Origin of the sequence: Ichthyobacterium seriolicida, assembly GCF_002369955.1 — a bacterium.
Lineage (GTDB): Bacteria > Bacteroidota > Bacteroidia > Flavobacteriales > Ichthyobacteriaceae > Ichthyobacterium > Ichthyobacterium seriolicida.
The window spans coordinates 1,431,643-1,454,027 of record NZ_AP014564.1 but is presented as its reverse complement, the minus strand read 5'-3'; the positions used below and the strand labels follow the sequence as shown (position 1 = coordinate 1,454,027).

The following is a 22,385-nucleotide window of genomic DNA, read 5'->3' as shown; positions in this document are numbered from 1 at the left end:
CTAAATATAAACTTTACACACTTCAAGCCGATAGTGTCAGTCCTATCAATTACACTGGTCTCTATTAGAAATGATGTCTTTCAAAAATTATTCTTTTGTTAAAGTTTTGATATCTTTCTCGCTGAGAATATTTGTATTGCTCAATACCTTTATTAGAATATCTAACTTCTTTTGAGAACTAAAAAGCTTTTGCTCAGTAGCATCTAATTTTTCCTTAGTGGCCGAAAGTTCTTCATAAAGAGCTTGAGTAGCTGAAATATTTAAAGTGGTAAGACCATCGTAATCTACTGATCGTAAATCATCTACTTGCTTACCATATACAAATACTCTATTTGGAGATACCTCATCTCCTAAATCTACCACAAAAGCATTAGCACTTTTTATCTCTTTTACTTTAACTAAACTCTCTCGGTCATCATCCAAAATTAATCTTACCATATCTCCCTTAGAAAAACCGTGAGATTTCTTTGTAGTAATTGATGTCATATTATCAATAGTTTCTACCAAACTCGATGATTCATAGACGCTAGGTATCACACCTCTATTCTTTTCTACAATATTTGGAACTATACCTTCTATCTGCTGAGCTATTACTTTTTTAAAATGCTGATTACCGGCTTTATTAGTATCTCTCATACTGTAATCCGTGATTTCTATATCTAAAAGTTTTTTAAGGTCTGATTCTTTATCTGAAATGCCTATTATGCTCTTGATACGTTTATCAGAAAGAACTTGTATATTTTCTGCATAAACAGTTCTTGCGTCTAAGAAAATTTGAGTAGTGGTCTTAGCATTACCAATGGTTACAGTATTATTCCCATGTCCTATAGCGTCATAACCTATAACTATCTCATTCTCGCTGTTATCTAATAATGATTTAGTATTAGCTCCTATGAAAATAGAATTAGTTGATTTCTTGAGAGGTGTTTTTTTGTCACGAATATAATAACCAGCGCCACTTCCTATAGCTATATTATTATCACCTGTAGTCACATTATGTAAAGCATTTGACCCTATAGCTGTATTTTCACTCCCTGTAGTTATCATATATAAAGGGTGTGAGCCTATTCCTACATTTTTTTCTCCATCTATTAATCTGTATAAAGAAGCGTATCCCATTGAAGTATTCAGAGCACCATTAGTGTTAAAAGCTAGAGAATATGCGCCAATAGAAGTATTCATATAACCTGTAGTATTAGCTTTCAAACTTTTAAAGCCAAAAGCCGTATTCCGATAGCCAGTGGTTATGGCATTACCAGAGCTTATACCTAAAAGACTATTTTCTTTACCAGTACCTGCACTAGTTCCATTACTGAGCTTACCTGACCATTTAGTTATGAGATTATCGCTCCCTACTTTTAGCAATTTATCAGAACTAATATCTTCCCAATTAGGATCAGAAGATGGGGTAGTGCTAGTGCCAGCAGATCCTGTTCTCTTATAAAAAATCCCATCGTAAAGAACTACATCATCAACGTTATAAGTAACCCCACTCATTTTACTTCTTTTGTTAAAACCTCCACTGTGCAATACACCTCCTAAATGAGTAGATGTAATACTACCTTCCTTACCTATGACTACCGTATTATCTCCTTTTCCTGTAGCGTCATAACCTATAACTATCTCATTAAGGCTGTTAGCCGCTAGCGCTTTAACATCTGTTCCTATGAAAATAGAATTATTTGATTTATTGAGAACCGTTGATCCGTTAGCCATATAATAACCAGCTTCATTTCCTATAGCTATATTACTATTACCTGTAGTTACATTATATAAAGGACGTACGCCTATTCCTACATTTTCTTCTCCATCTAATAATTTGTATAAAGAAGCGTATCCAATAGAAGTATTCAGAGCACCTTTAGTGTTATCAGCAAGAGAATATGGGCCAATAGAAGTATTCATATAACCTGTAGTATTATCTTTCAAACTTTTAAAGCCAAAAGCCGTATTCCGATAGCCAGTGGTTATGGCATTACCAGATTTTATACCTAAAAAACTATTTTCTTCATTAGTACCTGCACTAGTTCCATTACTGCCCTTTCCTGACCATTTAGTTATGAGATTATTAGTCCCTACTTTTCGCAGTTTATCAGAACTAATATCTTCCCAATCAGGATCAGAAGATGGGTTAGCGCTAGTGCCAGCAGATCCTGTTCTTTTGTAAAAAACCCCATCATAAAGAACTACATCGTCAACGTTATAAGTAACCCCACTCATTTTACTTCTTTTGTTAAAACCTCCACTGTGCAATACACCTCCTAAATGAGTAGATGTAATACTACCTTCCTTACCTATTACTACCGTATTATTTCCTTTTCCTATAGCGCCATCACCTATAACTATCTCATTAACGCTGTTAGCTGCTAGCGCTCTAACATCAGTTCCTATGAAAATAGAATTATTTGATTTATTGAGAGCTGTTAATCCGTCAGCAATAAAATAACCAGCGTCACTTCCTATAGCTATATTACTATTACCTGCAGTCACATTATATAAAGAATATGGCCCTATAGCTATATTATTACTCCCTGTAGTTATACTATATAAAGGATGTGAGCCTATTCCTACATTTTTTGTTCCATCTGCTAGTCGGGATAAAGAAGAGTATCCAATAGAAGTATTCCTATCACCTGTAGTGTTACGAGCGAGAGAATATGCGCCAATAGAAGTATTCCTATCACCTTTAGTGTTATCAGCAAGAGAATATGCGCCAATAGAAGTATTCCTTTCACCTGTAGTATTATCTCTCAAACTTTCAAAACCAAAAGCCGTATTCTGATAACCAGTGGTTATGGCATTACCAGAGCTTATACCTAAAAAAATATTTTCTATACCAGTACCTCCACTAGTTCCATTACTCCCATTTCCTGACCATTTAGTTATAATATTACTTTCTCCATTTGGTCTTATAAGCGTATGTGCTTTTTCTATTTTTTCATTTAAACGTTTACCCTGTTTAGCTGATAAGGCACTTATTCTATCCTCAGAAGTTAACTCATCTATAATTTTTACTGGACCTGGAGGACCTTGCACTCCCGTGTCTCCTTTTTCACCTTTAGGACCTGCAGCACCTGCTGGACCCTGTGGTCCTACTTGACCTGTGTCTCCTTTTTCACCTTTTGGTCCTTTTGGTCCTGTCGCACCTGCTGGACCTTGTGGTCCTGTTTGACCTGTGTCTCCTTTATCTCCCTTTTCTGCTTTTTTTTCTATCATCTCCTTTAACTCTTTCCCCTTTGCGGCTGATAAAACTTTACCATTACCTCCATTAAAATTATCAGCAATATCTATTTTATCTAATTTCTTATCCTCTAAAATTCTCCCTTGATTAGCTGATAATACCTTTGTAACATCATCTGTCATTAAATCATTTGCAACTTTATCAGTACCAATCTTGTTTTTTAATTGGCTGGATAATTCCCTACCCATATTGGCTGATAATGCATTTTTCTTATCAGTAGATGTCAACTCATCTAATACATCTACTTTTAAACTAGAATCTAGTTTTTTATCTATTTCTGCCTTAAGGGCTTTTCCTTGCGCTGCTGACAATACTTTATTAGGATCATTAGTAAATAAATTATCCGCTATTTTGTTCTCATGAATCCTCTTTTCTAAATCTTCAGCTAACTCTCTTCCCTTATTAGCTGATAATGCATTTTTCTTATCAGTAGATGTCAACTCATCTAATACATCCACCCTTAAACTGGAATCTAACTTATTGTCTATTTCTTCCTTAAGGGCTTTTCCTTGCGCTGCTGACAATACCTTTGTAGCATCACTGCTATTTAAATTATCTACGATCTTATTCTTATGGATCTTAGTTTGTATCCTTTTAGACAATATTCTGCCTTGGTTAGCTGATAGAGGGATTACACTATTATGAGAACTTAGATTATCTACAATATCAACTTCACTAGCACTATGCGAATGTATAGCATAAGGAACACTAAGCAGCTCGCTTTTTTTGTGTACATCGTATTGTCCATTATTATTAAGATCTAAATCGACCTTAACATTATGAGGAACCTTCCAATCTAGATCTGTCAATTTAACATCTTTATAATTGGAAAGTTTATTCCCTTCTCCTATTTTTAAAGATGCTACGCCTCCTTTATTAGTTTTTACTCTATGAGATTCGCTGTATGTGACTTTCTCATTGCCTGAAACATCATTAACAAATAAGGATATACGAACATTGACTGGGGTCTCCTTCAATAAATTTCCTTCATTATCTCTTATCAAGGTCTGGTAACTTAACCTATCAGGAAAGGTTTGAGAAAACAATGATACACTAGCTAATACTGACAAAAAAAATGACGTAAAAAAAATATTCTTCTTCATATAAAGTTGACTTTTATGATTAAAAAACTAAGCTATTTGGTTCTGTTTAATTTATGATTAACTCCGAAATGAGTTGATACAACTACTAGATAATAAAAACCAAAAGCCGCACAAATATACATTTTTTTTTGGAATATTCTAGTTAATGATACACGCCAGACACAATAACATTAGTTTAAAAGCATATATCTTAACTGAGGTATTAATTCTTCCTACAAATGGCAAGAGGATTAGAAATGAAGATAAAAACCTTAGAGCAGATATCCCCAGCCTTTATAGACGGCACATTTACTATACCTTAACCCAGATTATTCATAGTTATATTTCAATTTAGGCATAAAGTGTTAATTTTAAAGGACTTTACCCCAAAATCAACCACTTTAGATAAAGCCCAAAAATGAGGAATAAAAACACATTATTTATAACCTGAGTTAAATTGACAATTACTCATAAATACTGAATAAAAACGATAGATTTAACCTAAAAATTCATACGATTATGAATAATCTGGGTTAACCCTAGTCCTAGTTCCCAAACGCAAGAATATGTTCGATGGTATAGAGAATGTAATTATTAGACTTTACGCCAACTAAGCAAGCGGCCGAAGAGGTATTAAATGACTTTGCAAGGACATGGGAATCTAAGTATTCATACGCTATTAAAAGCCAGCGAAATAACTGGGAGGAATTATCTACTTTTTATAAATTTCCAATAGAAATCAAGAAAATTATTTACACCATCAACTTGATTGAAAACCTCAATAGAAAAATCAGAAAATACACCAAAAACAAATTGTCATTCCCAACAGATGATACTGTTATAAAATCTACTTTCTTAGCTCCTAGGAAGGCTACAAAAAAATGGCCCAAACCTATACTGAATTGAGAAATAATCCTGAATCAATTTTTAACTATTTTTTACAAAAGAGCTCAACGACTATGAATAAAAAACAAAAAAAATATGTCATTTCTTATTTACACACTTTAAGGGATAGTGTCCCTAAGGGCTAGTAGTAAGTTAACATAGTTCAGATATTATTCTTCTGTTAAACTTTTAAGATCTTTAACATCTAGAATCTTAGCTTTACTTAAGATATTAATTAAATTCTTAATCTCTTTTCTAGAATTAGAAAGCCCTTCCTTAAGGACCTTAACCTCTTGTTTAAGAACACTATTCTCATCTTTAATAATGCTACTTTCTTTTTCTAAGTCTACTACATGATTGAAAACAGCTTGAGTAGCTGAAATATTCAAAGTGGTAAGGCCATCGTAATCTACTGATCGCAAATCATCTACTTGCTTACCATATACAAATACTTTATTTGGAGATACCTCATATCCTAACTCTACCATAAAAGTATTATTGCTTTTTATCTCTTTTACTTTAACTAAACTCTCTTTGTTATCATCCAAAATTAATTTTACCATGTCTCCCTTAGAAAAACCGTGAGATTTCTTTGTAGTAATTGATGTCATATTATCAATAGTTTCTACCGATTTCGAAAATTCATAGACGCTAGGAATAACACCTCTATTCTTTTGTACAATATTTGGAACTATACCTTCTATCTGCTGAGCTATTACTTTTTTAAAATGCTGATTGCCCAGTTTATTAGTATCTCTCATAGTGTAATCCGTGATTTCTATATCTAAAAGTTTTTTAAGGTCTGATTCTTTATCTGAAATGCTTATTATGTTTTTGATACGTTTATCAGAAGTGAGTAGTGTACTCTTTGCATAAACTCTTCCTCTTAAGTAAATATCAGTAGTATAACCATTACCAATGGTTACAGTATTATTCCCATTTCCTATCGCATTAGCCCCTATAACTATTTCATTAACGCTGTTATTTTCTAGTGCTTTAACTTTAGCTCCTATGAAAATAGAGTTGTTTGATTTATTGAGAGTTATTGATCCGCTAGCAATATAATAACCAGCGCCACTTCCTATAACTGTATTATTATTACCTGTAGTTATTTTATGTAAAGCAGATGCTCCTATAGCTATATTTTCACTCGCTGCTTTCACATTAGATAAAGCATTTGCCCCTATAGCTATATTTTCACTCCCTTTAGCTATAATATTTAAAGAATGTGTACCTATTCCTATATTTTTTCTTCCATCTGCTAATCGGGATAAAGAAGCGTATCCAATTGAAATATTCTTAATACCTGTAGTACTATAAAATAGAGAATATGGGCCAATAGAAATATTCATAGAGCCTGTAGTGTTACGAGCGAGAGAAAATGCGCCAATAGAAGTGTTATCAGTACCTGTAGTATTATCTCTCAAACTTTCATGGCCAAAAGCCGTATTGCGACTGCCAGTTGTTATGGTATTACCAGACCTTATACCTAAAAAACTATTTTCCTCACCAGTACCTACACTAGTTCCATTGCTGCCCTTTCCTGACCATTTAGTTATGAGATTATCAATCCCTACTTTTCGCAGGTTATGAGAACTAATATCTTCCCAATTAGGATCAGAAGATGGGTTAGTGCTAATGCCAGAAGCCCCTATTCTCTTATAAAAAATCCCATCGTAAAGAACTACATCGTCAACGTTATAAGTAATTCCATCCATTTTACTTCTTTTGTTAAAACCTCCACTGTGCAATACACCTCCCAAATGAGTAGATCTAATACTACCTTCCTTACCTATGACTACAGTATTATTTCCTTTTCCTGTAGCGCCATCACCTATAACTATCTCATTAAGGCTGTTATTTGCTTTCGCTTTAACATTATCTCCTATGAAAATAGAATTATTTGATTCAGTGAGAGCTGTTGATCCGTTAGCAATATAATAACCAGCGTCGCTTCCCATAGCTATATTTTTATTCCCTGTAGTCACATTATATAAGGCATTTGCCCCTATAGCTGTATTTTTACTCCCTGAAGTTATTCTATGTAAAGTAAATGACCCTATAGCTATATTTTTACTCCCTGTAGTTATACTATATAAAGGATGTGAACCTATTCCTACATTTTTTGTTCCGTCTTCTAATTGATATAAAGAAGCGTATCCAATAGAAGTATTCCTTTCACCTGTAGTGTTAAAAGCCAGAGAATATGCGCCAATAGAAGTATTCCTTTCGCCTGTAGTATTATCTCTCAAACTTTCAAAGCCAAAAGCCGTATTCTGAGCGCCAGTGGTTATGGCATTACCAGAGCTTATACCTAATAAAATATTTTCTTTACCAGTGCCTGCACTAGTTCCATTACTGCCCTTTCCTGACCACTTAGTTATGAGATTGTTTTTTTTATCCTCTACCTTGATGAGAGTATTAGTCTTATTTATTTTTTCATCAAGCTTTTTACCCATTTTAGCAGATAATACCTTTGTAGCATCATCAGTGATTAAATTATCTGCTATTTTGTTCTCATGAATTCTCTTTTCCAAACCTTCAGCTAACTCTCTTCCCATATTGGCTGATAATGCATTTTTCTCATCAGTAGACGTTAATTCATCTAATACTTGCGCTCCAGAAATAAGACCTAATTTATCGATTTGATCCTTAAGTTTTTTACCCATTTTAGCAGATAATACCTTTGTGGCATCATCAGTGGTTAAATTATCTGCTATTTTGTTCTCATGAATCCTCTTTTCCAAACCTTCAGCTAACTCTCTACCCATATTGGCTGATAATGCATTTTTCTTATCAGTAGACGTTAATTCATCTAATACTTGCACTCCAGAAATAAGATCTAACTTATCGATTTGATCCTTAAGTTTTTTACCCATTTTAGCAGATAATACCTTTGTAGCATCATCAGTGGTTAAATCATTTGCAACTTTATCGGCATTAATTTTCAATTTTAATTGATCAGATAATTCCCTCCCCATATTGGCTGATAATGCATTTTTCTTATCAATAGACGTCAATTCATCTAATACCTCTACTTTAAAACTGGAATCTAACTTATTGTCTATTTTTGCATTATTAGGATTTAAATTACTTTGGGACAAAGTTTCCCCAGCAGTGTAAGCATATATAGCATAAGGGACACTAAGCAGCTCACTTTTTTTGTGCACATCGTATTGTCCATTATTATTAAGATCTAAATCGACCTTAATCTTATGAGGGACTTCCCAATCTAGATCTGTCAATTTAATATCTTTATACTTGGAAAGTTTATTCCCTTCTCCTATTTTTAAAGACGCTACGCCCCCTTTATTAGTTTTGACTCTATGGGATTCGCTGTATGCGACTTTCTCATTACCTGAAACATCATTAACAAATAATGATATACGAACATTGACTGGGGTCTCTCTCAATAAATTTCCTTCATTATCTCTTATCAAGGTCTGGTAACTTAACCTATCAGGAAAGGTTTGAGAAAGCAATGATGCACTAGCTAATAGTGACAAAAAAAATGACCTAAAAAAAATACTTTTCTTCATATAAAGTTGACTTTTATGATTAAAAAACTAAGCTGTTTAGTACTGTTTAATTTATGTTTTACCTCGAAATTAGTCGATACAGCTACTAGTTAGTAAAAAGTAAAAACCCGACAAAGATACAGTTTTTTTTTGGAATACTCTAGTTGATGAGACATGCCAGACACAGCGATAGTGTCTTTTTAAGCCTTAGTGATTCCTTGTAAATTTATTATAGTTAATTTTTAACTTGTTCGCTCAAATCTGAATTGTATTTTTTTGTGTTAGCTGTATTAAAGGATTTATTCTATTTATTTTATCCTTCCACCTGTCTATGTTGTGAAAGATTATTAACTGATAACGAGAGTGTTATTTGTGTATTTTGTAGGAATGATATTCCTCAAACTAACTTTCACCTTATGAAATATAATCTCGTTGAATCTTTTTTCTACGGCAGAGTTAAAATAGAAAGAGCTACTTCTTTTCTGTTATTTAAGAAAAAGGGCTTAGTGCAAAACTTACTTCATCAATTAAAATATAAAAATCACCCTGAAATCGGTTATATCCTAGGTAATTGGGCATATAGAGAGCTAGGCAAAACAGATTTTTTCAATGAATGTGACATAGTTATACCCGTTCCTCTACATAAAAAGAAGCAGAGAAAAAGAGGGTATAATCAAATTCACCTCTTTGCTAAGGCCATATCAGAAAATTTGAAAATCGACTTGTCTCTTTACAATCTAGTAATGAAATATCAAAAAGATACTCAGACAGAAAAAAGTCGTTTCGATCGTTGGGAAGGTGTAAAGAATGTGTTTTATTTATCAAAACCACAGGAAGTAGAAAATAAACACATATTAATAGTAGACGACGTGATAACTACAGGAGCCACAATAGAAGCTTGTATAAAAGCCATTAAAAATGACGTTAAGGGGGTAAAAATAAGTGTACTTACAATTGCATTGGCAAGTTAAGGTTTTCTAGACGCTATCGCGTAAAGTGAACAAAATTTATATTTAGGATAAAAAATCCTAGATATTTTTTTAAAAAATCAATTAAACCTTTATACAAATGAAAAAAGAAGATTTATTAAAAGATGAATTCTTAAAACAATTCAAAACAGGAGAAAATCTGACATCATATCTAAAAAAAATTCATAGGCGTGGTATTGAAAAGATTCTAGAGGGGGAATTAGATTCACATTTGGATTATTCTAAATATGAGCAATCTAACAATACGAATTCCCGAAATGGTTACTCTACAAAAAATGTTAGGACATCATTAGGAGAAAGCAAGATTAAAGTTCCAAGAGATAGAGATTCTTCTTTTAATCCTATGTTAATCCCTAAACGCAAGAATATAGCAGATGGATTAGAAAATGTGATTATCAGTCTTTATGCTAAGAGAATGAGTAACTCAGATATAGAGGATCAAATACAAGAGTTATACGATTTTGATATTTCTACATCTGCCATATCACGTATCACAGATAGAGTGACAAATGATATCATAGCCTGGCAAAATAGACCTCTAGAGCCCCTATATTTAGTTGTTTGGATGGATGCCATAGTATTTAAGGTTAAAGAGAATTCCAAAGTGATTAACAAGAGTATGTACATCGCTGTCGGTCTTAGTAGAAATGGTAAAAAAGAAGTATTAGGCTTATGGTTAGGAAAAAATGAATCCTCTGCCTTTTGGATGAGAGTATTAACAGATCTAAAGGCTAGAGGGGTTGAGGATATACTTATCACAGCCACGGATAATTTAAATGGCTTTACCCAAACTATAAAAAATGTATTTCCTAAATCCACGACACAAATATGTGTAGTGTCACCAAATCAAGAATTCCAGTAGATGCGTAGTAACCTGAGTTCGATTAATAATTTTCTTGATTAAAGCCGAAAGCCTTGAATTAACTGGGATTAAAGAGACTCGTGTTTGTGATAAATCGAGTATTTTTTGTGCAAAAGTTGTTAAATTTATACTAAATCGTCTCATAAACACACAAAAGAGACAAAAACTAAAGGAGCTTTTCCTTAAATCCTAATAAAATCAAAGGCCTTGAGTGATTTATTAATCGAACTCAGGTTCATAGAATAACTCTTTTTTACTACTAACTTAGACTAGTTAATCTCACATTATATTTGTACATCTGTACGATTAACTTTATTTAGCTAAATGAAGACAAGATATTTTTTAAAGGAGTTTTTTTCTCTAATGTTTTTATTAACGATCCCTTTCTCTTGTGTAAAGCATAAGAGGGTAACTGGATATGGAAGTTCAGAAAAAACAATTAAACTCTTTAAGTTTTTAAATTCTGACAATATAGGTAAAAATCTTGGTGAGAATCTCGAAACCACTATAGATGGTTCTATCATATCCTTAACTGTTCCACATGATGCCTCCCTAAAAGGATTAAAACCTAAAATAATTATTTCGGATAAAGCTAAAGTTTTCCCTTCGAGTGGTCAAAAGGTAGACTTTAAATTTATATCAGATCTTAATATTTATCAAAAGGTATTTAAAGTAACTGCAGAAGATGGCAGTTCTCAGAATTATAAAGTAAATATTACCAAATCATCTTTGTCTAAGTTAACATTTAATAAAGATAATGCAGTTTTAACATCTTTTACGATATCTGCTGATGCTTCTAAGGGTATTACAAGTCCTGTTACAGGAATTATATCCAATTCAGATACTGAAGCTACTGGTACTATTTTGTTAAAGTTTCCTAAATCTAATAATAACGATATTAATTTAGAAGGCTTAACGCCTATTATTGGTATTCCTAATGGTTATACGGTAGATCATACTAACAGTATAGCTGTATCTGGAGATATTACTAATAGAGTATTTACTCTCAAAAAAATAGATACAGATTATAGAAGAGTTTATACTGTTAAGGTAGTTAAAGGCCCTTATATTAAGTCTTTTGTATTTGCTACTCAAGAAGGCATAACCACTCCTGTAACAGGAATAATAGATCATGATGCTAATACTATAAAATTAGTTGTGCCTAGAGATTTAGATCTAAATACAACACTTCTAACTCCTACGATTGAATTAGAAAATGGTGAGGTCTCTCCAGCTAATTCTGTAGCTCAGAAATTTAGTAGTGGTATAAAGTATACAGTAGTAACATCAGCTACAGATTTAAATCCAATTTTTACTAAAGAATACACGGTTACAGTAACTAAGAAGGTTTCATCTGAGGCTAAGATCATAAATTTTTCAATCGGTGGCGCTAGAACTCTTTATATTAGCCATCCTGGCCAGTACAGTTCGTATACTGGAACTGTCAGGGATAGAGGTGAAATTTATATAGTTAATCAAATTACTTCCCCGCCTACAGACAATATTCTAACATTACCTGTACCTAATATAGGGATATCTGATCATGCTTCTATAGATACAAGTCAGGAAAAAAATTATGATGGTAATGAAAAACCGAGGTATTATTATACAGTAACTGCTGAGGATGGTACAAAAAATGTATACGATGTGAGAATACAGATTGCACTTGCTATTTCAAGTGCAAGTGGTAACCTTGGATTATTATTTAGTGCATCCGAAATACGAAGAGATACTAAGAGTTATACAATTCGTATGGCAAATAGGTAGGCCCCCTTAAATTTTCTTGGACCGTCAGGAAATACAACAAAAACAAGTTGTATTTCCCAACTAATAATGCTGTTATGAAACATACTTTCTTAGCTCTGAGAGAGGCTACAAAAAAACGGTCTAAGTCTATACTGAATTGGGGAATAATCCTGAATTAATTTTGAACTCTTTTTGACAAAAGAGTTCAAATATGAATAAAAACGAAAAAATATGTCATTTTTTATTTACACACTTTAAGCGATAGTGTAGCGTAAACTTTTGACTTGGGTTGGAACGTGTATAATAACTATTAAAGGGTCTACTATAGCAGCATGCAAATTTTTCATAGAATAACTCTTTTTTGCTACTAATTTAGATTAATTAGCCTCGCATTATATGCGTACCTTTGGTCGAGAAATGTTTAATGCATTGTATGCAATACAGTATTCATTTTTTTTTAGTTAGGTTTATGTGATATGATTAATTTTATTTAGCTAAATGAAGACAAGATATTTTTTAAAGGAGTTTTTTTCTCTAATGTTTTTATTAACGATCCCTTTCTCTTGTGTAAAGCATAAGAGGGTAACTGGATATGGAAGTTCAGAAAAAACAATTAAACTCTTTAAGTTTTTAGATTCTGACAATATAGGTAAAAATCTTGGTGAGAATCTCGAAACCACTATAGATGGTTCTATCATATCCTTAACTGTTCCACATGATGCCTCCCTAAAAGGATTAAAACCTAAAATAATTATTTCGGATAAAGCTAAAGTTTTCCCTTCAAGTGGTCAAAAGGTAGACTTTAAATTTATATCAGATCTTAATATTTATCAAAAGGTATTTAAAGTAACTGCAGAAGATGGCAGTTCTCAGAATTATAAAGTAAATATTACCAAATCATCTTTGTCTAAGTTAACATTTAATAAAGATAATGCAGTTTTAACATCTTTTACGATATCTGCTGATGCTTCTAAGGGTATTACAAGTCCTGTTACAGGAATTATATCCAATTCAGATACTGAAGCTACTGGTACTATTTTGTTAAAGTTTCCTAAATCTAATAATAACGATATTAATTTAGAAGGCTTAACGCCTATTATTGGTATTCCTGATGGTTATACGGTAGATCATACTAACAGTATAGCTGTATCTGGAGATATTACTAATAAAGTATTTACTCTCAAAAAAATAGATACAGATTATAGAAGAGTTTATACTGTTAAGGTAGTTAAAGGCCCTTGTATTAAATCTTTTGTATTTGCTCCTCAAGAAGGCATAACCACTCCTGTAACAGGAATAATAGATCATGATGCTAATAATATAAAATTAGTTGTGCCTAGAGATTTAAATCTAAATACAGTACTTCTAACTCCTACGATTGAATTAGAAAATGGTGAGGTTTCTCCAGCTAATTCTGTAGCTCAGAAATTTAGTAGTGGTGTAAAGTATACAGTAACATCATCTGCAGATTTAAATCCAATTTTTACTAAAGAATATACAGTTACAGTAACTAATAAGGTTTCATCTGAGGCTAAGATCACAAATTTTTCAATCGGTACAAATAGATCTCTTATTATTAGGCATCCTGTTGCTGGGGTTACCAATGGTAGAGGTGAAATTACCACACTTATTAATATTACTTCCCTTAGTAAAGACAAAATTATAAGATTACCTGCCCCTGTTATAGGGATATCTGAGCATGCCTCTATAGATACAAGTCAAGAAAAAAATGTTACACATAGCAATAATATATATTCTTATACAGTAACTGCTGAGGATGGTATTACAAAAAATGTATACGATGTGAAATTACGGGTTATGCTTACTATTTCAGTTGAAAACATTGATGTATTATTTAGTTCATCCAAAATACAAAGTGATCTTAATAGTCATGAAATTCGTATAGGAAATAGGTAAAGTCCCCTTAAATTCTCTTGGACCATCAGAAAATACAACAAAAACAAGTTGTAATTCCCAACTAATGATGCTGTTATAAAACATACTTTCTTAGCTCTGAAATAGGCTACAAAAAAATGGTCCAGACCTATACTGAATTGGGGAATAATCCTGAATCAATTTTGAACTCTTTTTGACAAAAGAGTTCAAATATGAATAAAAACAAAAAAAATATGTCATTTTTTTTACACGCTTTAAGCGATAGTGTTACGTTTGAATATTTCTTTAGGATAATCTATCTCGGTGAGATACAATCCTCTAGCTGGAACAGAATACGATACATTAGAACTATTTTCAATTATGTTTTTCAGATCATCAATTGTGATTTTATCTCTACTAATTTCCATCATGGTACCTACTATGGCTCTCACCATATTTCTGAGAAATCTATTTGATCTTATAGTGAAAATTAATAAATCTTCTTTTTTTTCCCAATGAGCTAATGTGATATCACAGTTATAAGTGAATACATCTGTATTTGACTTGGAAAAACATTTAAAATCAGTATAATCTAATAGAACTTTACAAGATTCATTCATCTTTTCTATATCCAGAAGAAAATTATATATCTGATACGTATAATTATACGTAAAAGAGTTTTTCACAGTTGAAATATAATATTTATAAGTTCTACTCGTAGCATCAAAACGAGCATGACTATCTGCGTTGACTTGAAAAATATTTCTTATAGATATATCCTTTGGTAAAAACATATTGAGCTTAAAAACTAATTTGTCTATATTTTCTATTATATCCGTATCGAAATGAGCAAAAGTCTGTTTGGCATGTACTCCAGAATCTGTTCTACTGGCTCCTACTATATTTATCTGTTTTCCAAGTATTTTACTAATCCTATCCTCTATTATCCCTTGTATAGTATATTGCTCAGGTTGTATCTGCCATCCACAATAATCATATCCACAGTATGATATCTCTATAAAATATCTCATCATTTATAACTATAAACCCTCAATAACCTAAATTTGGACGTAGCCACTTTTCTACATCGCAAATATCCATATTTCTACGCCTCGCTAAATCTTCTATTTGATCTTTAGATATCTTACCTATTCCAGTGTATCTAGCCTCTTTATTAGCGAAATAATATCCAGATATGGAAGAATTCGGCAACATAGCTAAATTATCAGTTAGAGAAATTCCTATCTTTTTTTGCGCATCTAAAATATTTAGAACAGTAGTCTTTTCAAAGTGATCAGGACAGGCTGGATAACCCGATGCAGGGCGTATGCCTACATATTTCTCTCTTATTAATTCTTCATTAGTGAAATCTTCATTACTGCTATATCCCCAGTAATTCGTCCTGACCTTAAAGTGAAGATACTCTGCAGTAGCCTCTGCAAAACGATCAGATATGGCCTTTATCATAATGGATTTATACTCATCGTGGTCTTCTCTGTATTTAGATACTAATTCATCCCCGCCGAAAACTGATATAGCAAAACATCCTATGTAGTCATCCCTCTCCTCTTTTGGAGCTATAAAATCCGAGAGTGAGATATAAGGTAACCCTTTGGCTTTTTTCAATTGCTGACGAACAGTTCTAAAAACACCTCTAATACTATTTCTGCTCTCGTCTACGTATACTTCTATATCATCGTGATTAACTGTATTAGCTGGGAATAAACCTAAAATTGCATTTATCTCCAAATAATTATTTTTTACCACATCATCTATCATACACAACGCATCGTTATATAACTTTTTTGCTTCCTTACCCTTTGTCTTATGATTTAATATCTCCGGAAATTTACCAGTCATTTCCCAAGTAGCGAAAAAAGGAGACCAATCTATAAATTCTAATATCCTCTTAAGAGATATTTTATTTAATAGTTTAATTACCAAGTGATTAGGTTTTTTAATTTCTGTGTTTTTCCAATCTATCTTATATCTATTTTTTCTACACTCCTCAATAGTCAGATATATTTTTTTAGAAGATTTATTCAAAAATTTCTCTCTAATATGTGAGTATTCTTTTTTTATATCAGCCAAAAATGAATCCTTACTTTTACCCAATAGAGATTCTATGACAGTCACACTACGAGAAGCATCTATAACATGTACCACGCCATTGTCATACTCAGGTTCTATCTTAACGGCAGTGTGAGTTTTAGATGTTGTAGCACCACCTATTATAAGGGGAATCTTCAAATTATTTCTCTTCATCTCCTTGGCTAAAAATACCATTTCATCTAAAGAAGGGGTAATAAGTCCACTGAGACCTATTACATCTACATTTTCCTCTATGGCTGTCTTAATTATCTTCTCAGGAGGAACCATCACTCCTAAATCTACTATCTCATAATTATTGCAACCCAAAACTACATTGACTATGTTTTTGCCTATATCGTGAACATCACCTCTAACGGTCGCCATGAGTATTTTTCCAGAATAATTGCGAGTATCTTCTTTTGTCTCCATATACGGCAATATACACTCAACCGCCTTTTTCATAACACGAGCAGACTTTACAACTTGAGGTAAAAACATCTTTCCATCTCCAAATAAATCTCCCACAGTATTCATGCCATTCATGAGATAAATCTCTATCACCTCTATGGGTTTTGATACACTTTTTCTAGCCTCTTCGACGTCTTGAACAATATATTCTGCTACTCCCTTTACCAAAGAATAAGTAATGCGATCTTGTAAACTCTCCTCTCTCCAAACTTGGCTTTTTACCTCTTTTTTATTAGTTGTATCTTTTATCTTATCGGCATAGTCTAACAAACGTTCTGTAGAATCTGCTCTGCGATTTAATAAAACGTCTTCCACTAATTCTAAAAGCGGTTCTTTTATATTGTCATACACCTCTAACATAGAAGGATTTACAATCCCAAATGTCATGCCGTTTTTTATAGCGTGGTATAAAAATGAAGAATGCATGGCTTCTCTAACCACATTGTTACCTCGAAAAGAAAAAGATACATTACTAACTCCACCACTAATATGAGCATGAGCAAGATTCTCAGATATCCATTTAGTGGCTCTAAAGAAATCTATTGCATTGTTATTGTGTTCTTCCATCCCAGTAGCTACTGGGAAAATATTGGGATCAAATATTATATCCTCTGGAGGAAAGTCCGCTTTTTCTACTAAAATATTGTACGACTTTTCACATATACTTATACGCCTTTGGTAAGTATCGGCCTGTCCCTTTTGGTCAAAAGCCATTACCACTATAGCTGCACCAAATCTCTTTATAAATTTTGCTTGAGTGATAAAATTCTCCTCACCATCTTTCAGACTAATGGAATTGACTATTCCCTTACCCTGTATAACCTTTAAGCCCGCTTGTATTATTTCCCATTTAGAACTATCTATCATTATAGGCACGCGCGATATATCTGGATCTGAAGCTATTAAATTCAAAAATTTAACCATGGATTCCTTACCATTTATAAGCCCGTCATCCATATTGACATCTATAACCTGTGCCCCTCCCTCGACCTGATCTTTTGCTATAGATAAGGCCTCTTCAAACTTGTCTTCCTTTATTAAACGTAAAAATTTTCTGGATCCAGATACATTAGTACGCTCTCCTATATTGACGAAATTACTGTCCTCTGTAATTATTAGAGGTTCTAGTCCCGATAATTTCGTAGCTTTCCTTTTCATATTTTAATATTAAAATATTCTCCTAGTATAATTTTTAGATATCCTAGATATTTCTGCTATATGATCTGGAGTAGTGCCACAACATCCCCCTACTATATTTATCAATCCTCTTTTAAAAAATTCTTCAATTTTTTCTCCCATCATTTCTGGAGTCTCATCGTATTGCCCAAAAGCATTTGGCAATCCTGCATTGGGATGAACACTTATATTAAACTCTGATTTATCCGATAATATCTGTAAATATGGAAGTATTTGTTCTGCCCCCAAAGCGCAATTTAACCCTATGCTCAAAAGGGGAACGTGAGAGACTGATATCAAAAAAGCTTCAGTCGTCTGACCCGATAGAGTTCTACCACTAATATCAGTAATAGTTCCCGATAGCATGATAGGAATATGTACATTCTTTTTTTTCATAGCCTCTTGACAGGCAAACATAGCAGCTTTGGCATTTAGAGTATCAAATACAGTCTCTATTAAAAATATATCAACTCGACCATCTATCAAAGCCTCACACTGCTGCTGATATGATATAGCTAATTCATCAAATGTAATGGATCTAAAACTAGGATTATCTATATCTGGAGATATACTAGCTGTTTTATTAGTAGGACCTATAGCTCCTGCTACAAATCTCGGTTTTTCTTCTGAACTATACTTTTGAGCAGCCTTTTTAGCCAATACAGCTGACTCGTAATTTATCCTATATACCTCATTTTCTAGATTGTAATCACTCTGAGCAATACTAGTGCCCGAAAAAGTATTAGTCTCTAAAATATCTGCCCCAGCAATCAAATATTTTTCGTGTATCTCTGAAATGACATCAGGCTGAGTTATAGATAAAATATCATTGTTTCCCTTTATAGGGTTTTCAATGTCTTTATATTTATCACCTCTGTAATCCTTTTCCGAAAAATCATATTCCTGTATCATAGTGCCCATAGCTCCATCTAATATGAGTATGCGCTCACCTAATATTCTATTTAATATAGAATCTGTCACTTTTGAATTTTTTAAAATACAAGAAATAGAAGGAATACAAGTACCCATACTAATGAGTATGGGTATTACTATTGATTAGTATCTATAACTTAGATCGTTATAATCCATCTATGCAGATATAGATTTAGTTACCTCATCACTAGCCTCCTGTAAAGTTATAGCAGGAATAACTTTTAATCCGCTTTCAACTATTAATTCCTTTGCCTTTTCAGCATTAGTACCCTGTAATCTCACTATAATTGGCATATCTGTAAGTTGTTCTTTTATATTTTTATACGCATCGCATATGCCTTGAGCTACTCTATCACATCTGACTATACCTCCAAATATATTTACCAATATAGCCTTTACATTTTTGTCTTTCAATATAATGCGAAAAGCCTTTTCTACCCTTTCAGCATCAGCTGTTCCACCTACATCTAAAAAGTTAGCCGGATTACCCCCAGCCTGCTTTATAATATCCATGGTCGCCATAGCTAATCCAGCTCCATTTACCATACAACCTACATTCCCATCTAATTTGACAAAATTTAATCCAGCTTCATTAGCCTCTATCTCGGTAGAATCTTCCTCTTCTTTGTCTCGCATCTCAGCGTAATCCTTATGACGATATAAAGCATTATTGTCTAATACCACCTTAGCATCCACAGCTAATATCTTATTATCTGATGTTTTTAAAACTGGATTTATCTCAAAAAGAGATGAATCAGATTCGTAATAAGCCTTGTAAAGATTAGTGACAAACTTAATCATATCCTTTAAAGCATCCCCTTTCAGACCTAAATTAAAAGCTATCTTTCTAGATTGAAATCCTGTTAATCCAACTTTAGGATCAATTTCTTCCACAAATATTTTTTCTGGAGTCTTATCTGCAACTTCCTCTATGTCCATCCCTCCTTCTGTGGAATACATAATCATATCTCTACCTGTGCTTCTATTCAAAAGCACCGACATATAAATTTCATCTGTGTCGGAATCTCCTGGATAATACACATCTTCACATATGAGTACTTGATTCACTCTCTTACCCTCTTTAGGAGTCTGAGGAGTTATCAATTGCATTCCCAAAATACTTGAAGCGTGTTGCTCTACTTCCTCTAGTGATTTAGCTAACTTTACTCCACCTCCTTTACCCCTACCCCCAGCGTGTATTTGAGCTTTCACCACATAAAACTTACTACCTGTAGTCTCAGATATTTTTTTAGCAGCATCTACAGCCTCTTGAACTGTCTTAGCTACAAAACCTCTCTGTATCCTTACCCCAAAGCTATTTAAAATCTCCTTTCCTTGATATTCGTGTAAATTCATCTTTTTTTTAGTTTAAAATATTCATAGCATTTAATAAAATATAATCAGCTATAACCATTGCAGCCATAGATTCTACTATAGGAACGGCCCTAGGAACCACACAAGGGTCATGTCTACCCCTCCCTACTATATTTATATTCTCATTGTTCTTATCTGTGGATATCTGATCTTGCATAATTGTTGCTACAGGCTTAAATGCAACTCTGAAATATATATCCTCTCCATTGGATATCCCTCCCTGTATACCTCCTGAAAAATTTGTCTTTGTTCCTCCCCCCTTCACAAAAAGATCATTATGTTTAGAGCCTAACATCTTAGTCCCTTCAAATCCACTTCCGTATTCAAATCCCTTCACCGCATTTATCGATAACATAGCCTTACCTAATACAGCATGAAGTTTATCAAACACAGGCTCACCCAAACCTATTGGAACATTTTTTATTACACAACTAACAACACCCCCTATAGTATCTCCACTTTTCTTAACTTCCTCTATTAAAGATATCATCTCTTTAGATTTATCTAAATCCGGACATCTGACTATACTATTTTCAGCTTCTGAAAGATTATATTCATAATAAGGCTTATCTAAAGATATACTTCCAACAGACGAAACATATGCAGAAATACTTATATCATTTAAAAACTGCTTAGCTATACTACCTCCTATAACTCTACTTATAGTCTCTCTAGCAGAGGATCTGCCACCGCCTCTATAATCCCTATGTCCATACTTTTTATCATAAGTAAAATCAGCGTGAGAAGGCCTGTATATATCCTTTATATGATCGTAATCTTCAGATTTGTGATTTCTATTTTCTACTAGAAATCCTATGGGCATACCAGTAGTCTTTTGTTCAAAAATTCCAGATAGTAAAACTACTTGATCAAGCTCTTTTCGTGAAGTAGTAATGGAAGACTGTCCTGGTCTCCTCCTATCTAAATCTCTCTGAATTTTAGATATGTCTATCGTTATTCCAGGCGGAACTCCATCTACAATACCACCTACAGACCTTCCATGAGATTCACCAAAGCTAGTTAATCTGAATATTCTACCAAAAGTATTACCCACGATATACCTAATATATAGGTGACAAATGTAGTTTAAAATAAAAATCTATCAAATTAATCTAAACCCTTCATATATTGAATCAGCTCGATGATCTTATTAGAATAACCCCATTCATTATCGTACCAAGAAACAACTTTAACAAAGTTATCATTTAACATTATCCCAGCATTTGCATCAAAAATAGAGGTTCTGTAATCAGTTTGAAAATCTGTAGATACAACATCCTCCTCCGTATAACCTAAAATTCCTTTCATCTCACCTTCAGATGCTCTCTTCATAACCTGTTTGATAGTTTCGTAATCAGTAGCCTTTTCTAAAACACAGGTTAAATCTACTACAGATACAGTAGGAGTAGGAACTCTAAAAGACATACCCGTCAGCTTTCCTTCGAGTTCGGGAATTACTTTTCCTACAGCTTTTGCAGCTCCAGTAGAAGAGGGAATTATATTTTGTAGAGAACCTCTACCACCTCTCCAATCTTTACGAGAATGAGAATCCACAGTTTTCTGAGTAGCAGTAACAGCGTGAACTGTAGTCATCAAACCCTCTTTTAACCCAAAATTGTCATTTAAAACCTTAGCTATAGGAGCTAGACAATTAGTAGTACAAGAAGCATTAGATACAATAGTCATATCCTTAGTGAGCTTATCGTGATTCACCCCCATAACAAACATTGGAATATCATCTTTAGAAGGCGCAGAAATAATTACCTTTTTAGCTCCTGCATCAATATGACTCTTAGCTTTTTCCTCTGTTAAAAATAGCCCTGTAGATTCAACAACATATTCAACGCCCACATCTCCCCACTTTAAATCAGAAGGATTCCTCTCATTGCTGACTCTAATATGTTTTCCATTTACCATTAGATTACCATTGTCTACTTCTACTACTCCATCAAATTTCCCATGGGTGGAATCGTATTTCAACATATAAGCTATATAGTCTACATCTATGAGATCATTTATCGCTACTACCTCTATATCATCTTTGGTTAAAGCCACTCTAAATACCAATCTTCCTATTCTTCCAAATCCATTAATACCTATTTTCGTCTTGTTCATGATTATACAATTAACAACATACTATATTTA

The 22,385-nt window shown here is 33.2% G+C and carries 11 protein-coding genes and 4 pseudogenes; 7 read left to right on the top strand and 8 right to left on the bottom strand.

The window, feature by feature from the left end:
- Positions 1-87 precede the first annotated feature (87 nt).
- A complete protein-coding gene (locus tag JBKA6_RS07950) occupies positions 88-4,344 on the bottom strand; it encodes a tail fiber domain-containing protein (protein ID WP_157776964.1) in 4,257 nt (1,418 codons plus the stop codon).
- A 585-nt stretch (positions 4,345-4,929) separates the two neighbouring features.
- Between JBKA6_RS07950 and JBKA6_RS05545 the strand changes: the two are divergent.
- Positions 4,930-5,229, top strand: a pseudogene (locus JBKA6_RS05545) (transposase); the annotation flags it as partial.
- A 149-nt stretch (positions 5,230-5,378) separates the two neighbouring features.
- On the opposite strand, the gene JBKA6_RS05540 reads toward JBKA6_RS05545, so the two are convergent.
- The gene (locus JBKA6_RS05540) at positions 5,379-8,747 is read right to left on the bottom strand and encodes a tail fiber domain-containing protein (protein ID WP_096686656.1); all 3,369 of its coding nucleotides are present in this window, start codon (positions 8,745-8,747) and stop codon (positions 5,379-5,381) included.
- Between the two features lie 395 nt (positions 8,748-9,142).
- Between JBKA6_RS05540 and JBKA6_RS05535 the strand changes: the two genes are divergently transcribed.
- The 6 genes and pseudogenes from JBKA6_RS05535 to JBKA6_RS07825 form a co-directional block, all read left to right on the top strand.
- Positions 9,143-9,697 (top strand): ComF family protein, encoded by a 555-nt coding sequence (locus JBKA6_RS05535; RefSeq protein WP_096686654.1) that lies wholly within the window; start codon positions 9,143-9,145, stop codon positions 9,695-9,697.
- A 97-nt stretch (positions 9,698-9,794) separates the two neighbouring features.
- Positions 9,795-10,587 (top strand): annotated as a pseudogene (locus tag JBKA6_RS05530) (IS256 family transposase); the annotation flags it as partial.
- A 314-nt stretch (positions 10,588-10,901) separates the two neighbouring features.
- Positions 10,902-12,344 carry a hypothetical protein gene (locus JBKA6_RS05525; RefSeq protein ID WP_096686652.1) on the top strand — a complete coding sequence of 481 codons (1,443 nt, stop codon included), beginning with the start codon at positions 10,902-10,904 and terminating at the stop codon, positions 12,342-12,344.
- 23 nt (positions 12,345-12,367) lie between these two features.
- Positions 12,368-12,502, top strand: a pseudogene (locus tag JBKA6_RS08115) (IS256 family transposase); the annotation flags it as partial.
- 319 nt (positions 12,503-12,821) lie between these two features.
- Complete coding sequence (locus JBKA6_RS05520) at positions 12,822-14,240, top strand: hypothetical protein (protein ID WP_096686650.1); 1,419 nt, start codon at positions 12,822-12,824, stop codon at positions 14,238-14,240.
- A 24-nt stretch (positions 14,241-14,264) separates the two neighbouring features.
- Positions 14,265-14,405: pseudogene (locus JBKA6_RS07825) on the top strand (IS256 family transposase); the annotation flags it as partial.
- 68 nt (positions 14,406-14,473) lie between these two features.
- Here the strand turns inward: JBKA6_RS07825 and truA are convergent.
- From truA to gap, 6 genes are read right to left on the bottom strand one after another with little or no spacing between them, the layout of a single operon-like run.
- Positions 14,474-15,229, bottom strand: coding sequence for a tRNA pseudouridine(38-40) synthase TruA (gene truA / locus JBKA6_RS05515; RefSeq protein WP_096687384.1), 756 nt, complete (start codon positions 15,227-15,229; stop codon positions 14,474-14,476).
- Between the two features lie 19 nt (positions 15,230-15,248).
- Positions 15,249-17,915, bottom strand: coding sequence for a methionine synthase (metH, locus tag JBKA6_RS05510; protein WP_096686648.1), 2,667 nt, complete (start codon positions 17,913-17,915; stop codon positions 15,249-15,251).
- Between the two features lie 9 nt (positions 17,916-17,924).
- A complete protein-coding gene (locus JBKA6_RS05505) occupies positions 17,925-18,962 on the bottom strand; it encodes a homocysteine S-methyltransferase family protein (RefSeq protein WP_096686647.1) in 1,038 nt (345 codons plus the stop codon).
- Positions 18,963-19,022: 60 nt separating this feature from the next.
- A complete protein-coding gene (gene sucC, locus JBKA6_RS05500; protein WP_096686646.1) occupies positions 19,023-20,222 on the bottom strand; it encodes an ADP-forming succinate--CoA ligase subunit beta in 1,200 nt (399 codons plus the stop codon).
- A gap of 7 nt (positions 20,223-20,229) precedes the next feature.
- Positions 20,230-21,297, bottom strand: coding sequence for a chorismate synthase (aroC, locus tag JBKA6_RS05495; RefSeq protein ID WP_096686644.1), 1,068 nt, complete (start codon positions 21,295-21,297; stop codon positions 20,230-20,232).
- A gap of 50 nt (positions 21,298-21,347) precedes the next feature.
- Complete coding sequence (gene gap, locus JBKA6_RS05490) at positions 21,348-22,355, bottom strand: type I glyceraldehyde-3-phosphate dehydrogenase (protein WP_096686642.1); 1,008 nt, start codon at positions 22,353-22,355, stop codon at positions 21,348-21,350.
- Positions 22,356-22,385: the final 30 nt, after the last annotated feature.

Excerpts from the sequence above, each read along its gene's own strand:
- JBKA6_RS07950 (WP_157776964.1), bottom strand. The coding sequence starts at position 4,344 with ATGAAGAAGAATATTTTTTTTACGTCATTTTTTTTGTCAGTATTAGCT.
- JBKA6_RS05540 (WP_096686656.1), bottom strand. The coding sequence starts at position 8,747 with ATGAAGAAAAGTATTTTTTTTAGGTCATTTTTTTTGTCACTATTAGCT.
- JBKA6_RS05535 (WP_096686654.1), top strand. The coding sequence starts at position 9,143 with ATGAAATATAATCTCGTTGAATCTTTTTTCTACGGCAGAGTTAAAATA.
- JBKA6_RS05525 (WP_096686652.1), top strand. The coding sequence starts at position 10,902 with ATGAAGACAAGATATTTTTTAAAGGAGTTTTTTTCTCTAATGTTTTTA.
- JBKA6_RS05520 (WP_096686650.1), top strand. The coding sequence starts at position 12,822 with ATGAAGACAAGATATTTTTTAAAGGAGTTTTTTTCTCTAATGTTTTTA.
- truA (WP_096687384.1), bottom strand. The coding sequence starts at position 15,229 with ATGAGATATTTTATAGAGATATCATACTGTGGATATGATTATTGTGGA.
- metH (WP_096686648.1), bottom strand. The coding sequence starts at position 17,915 with ATGAAAAGGAAAGCTACGAAATTATCGGGACTAGAACCTCTAATAATT.
- JBKA6_RS05505 (WP_096686647.1), bottom strand. The coding sequence starts at position 18,962 with ATGGGTACTTGTATTCCTTCTATTTCTTGTATTTTAAAAAATTCAAAA.
- sucC (WP_096686646.1), bottom strand. The coding sequence starts at position 20,222 with ATGAATTTACACGAATATCAAGGAAAGGAGATTTTAAATAGCTTTGGG.
- gap (WP_096686642.1), bottom strand. The coding sequence starts at position 22,355 with ATGAACAAGACGAAAATAGGTATTAATGGATTTGGAAGAATAGGAAGA.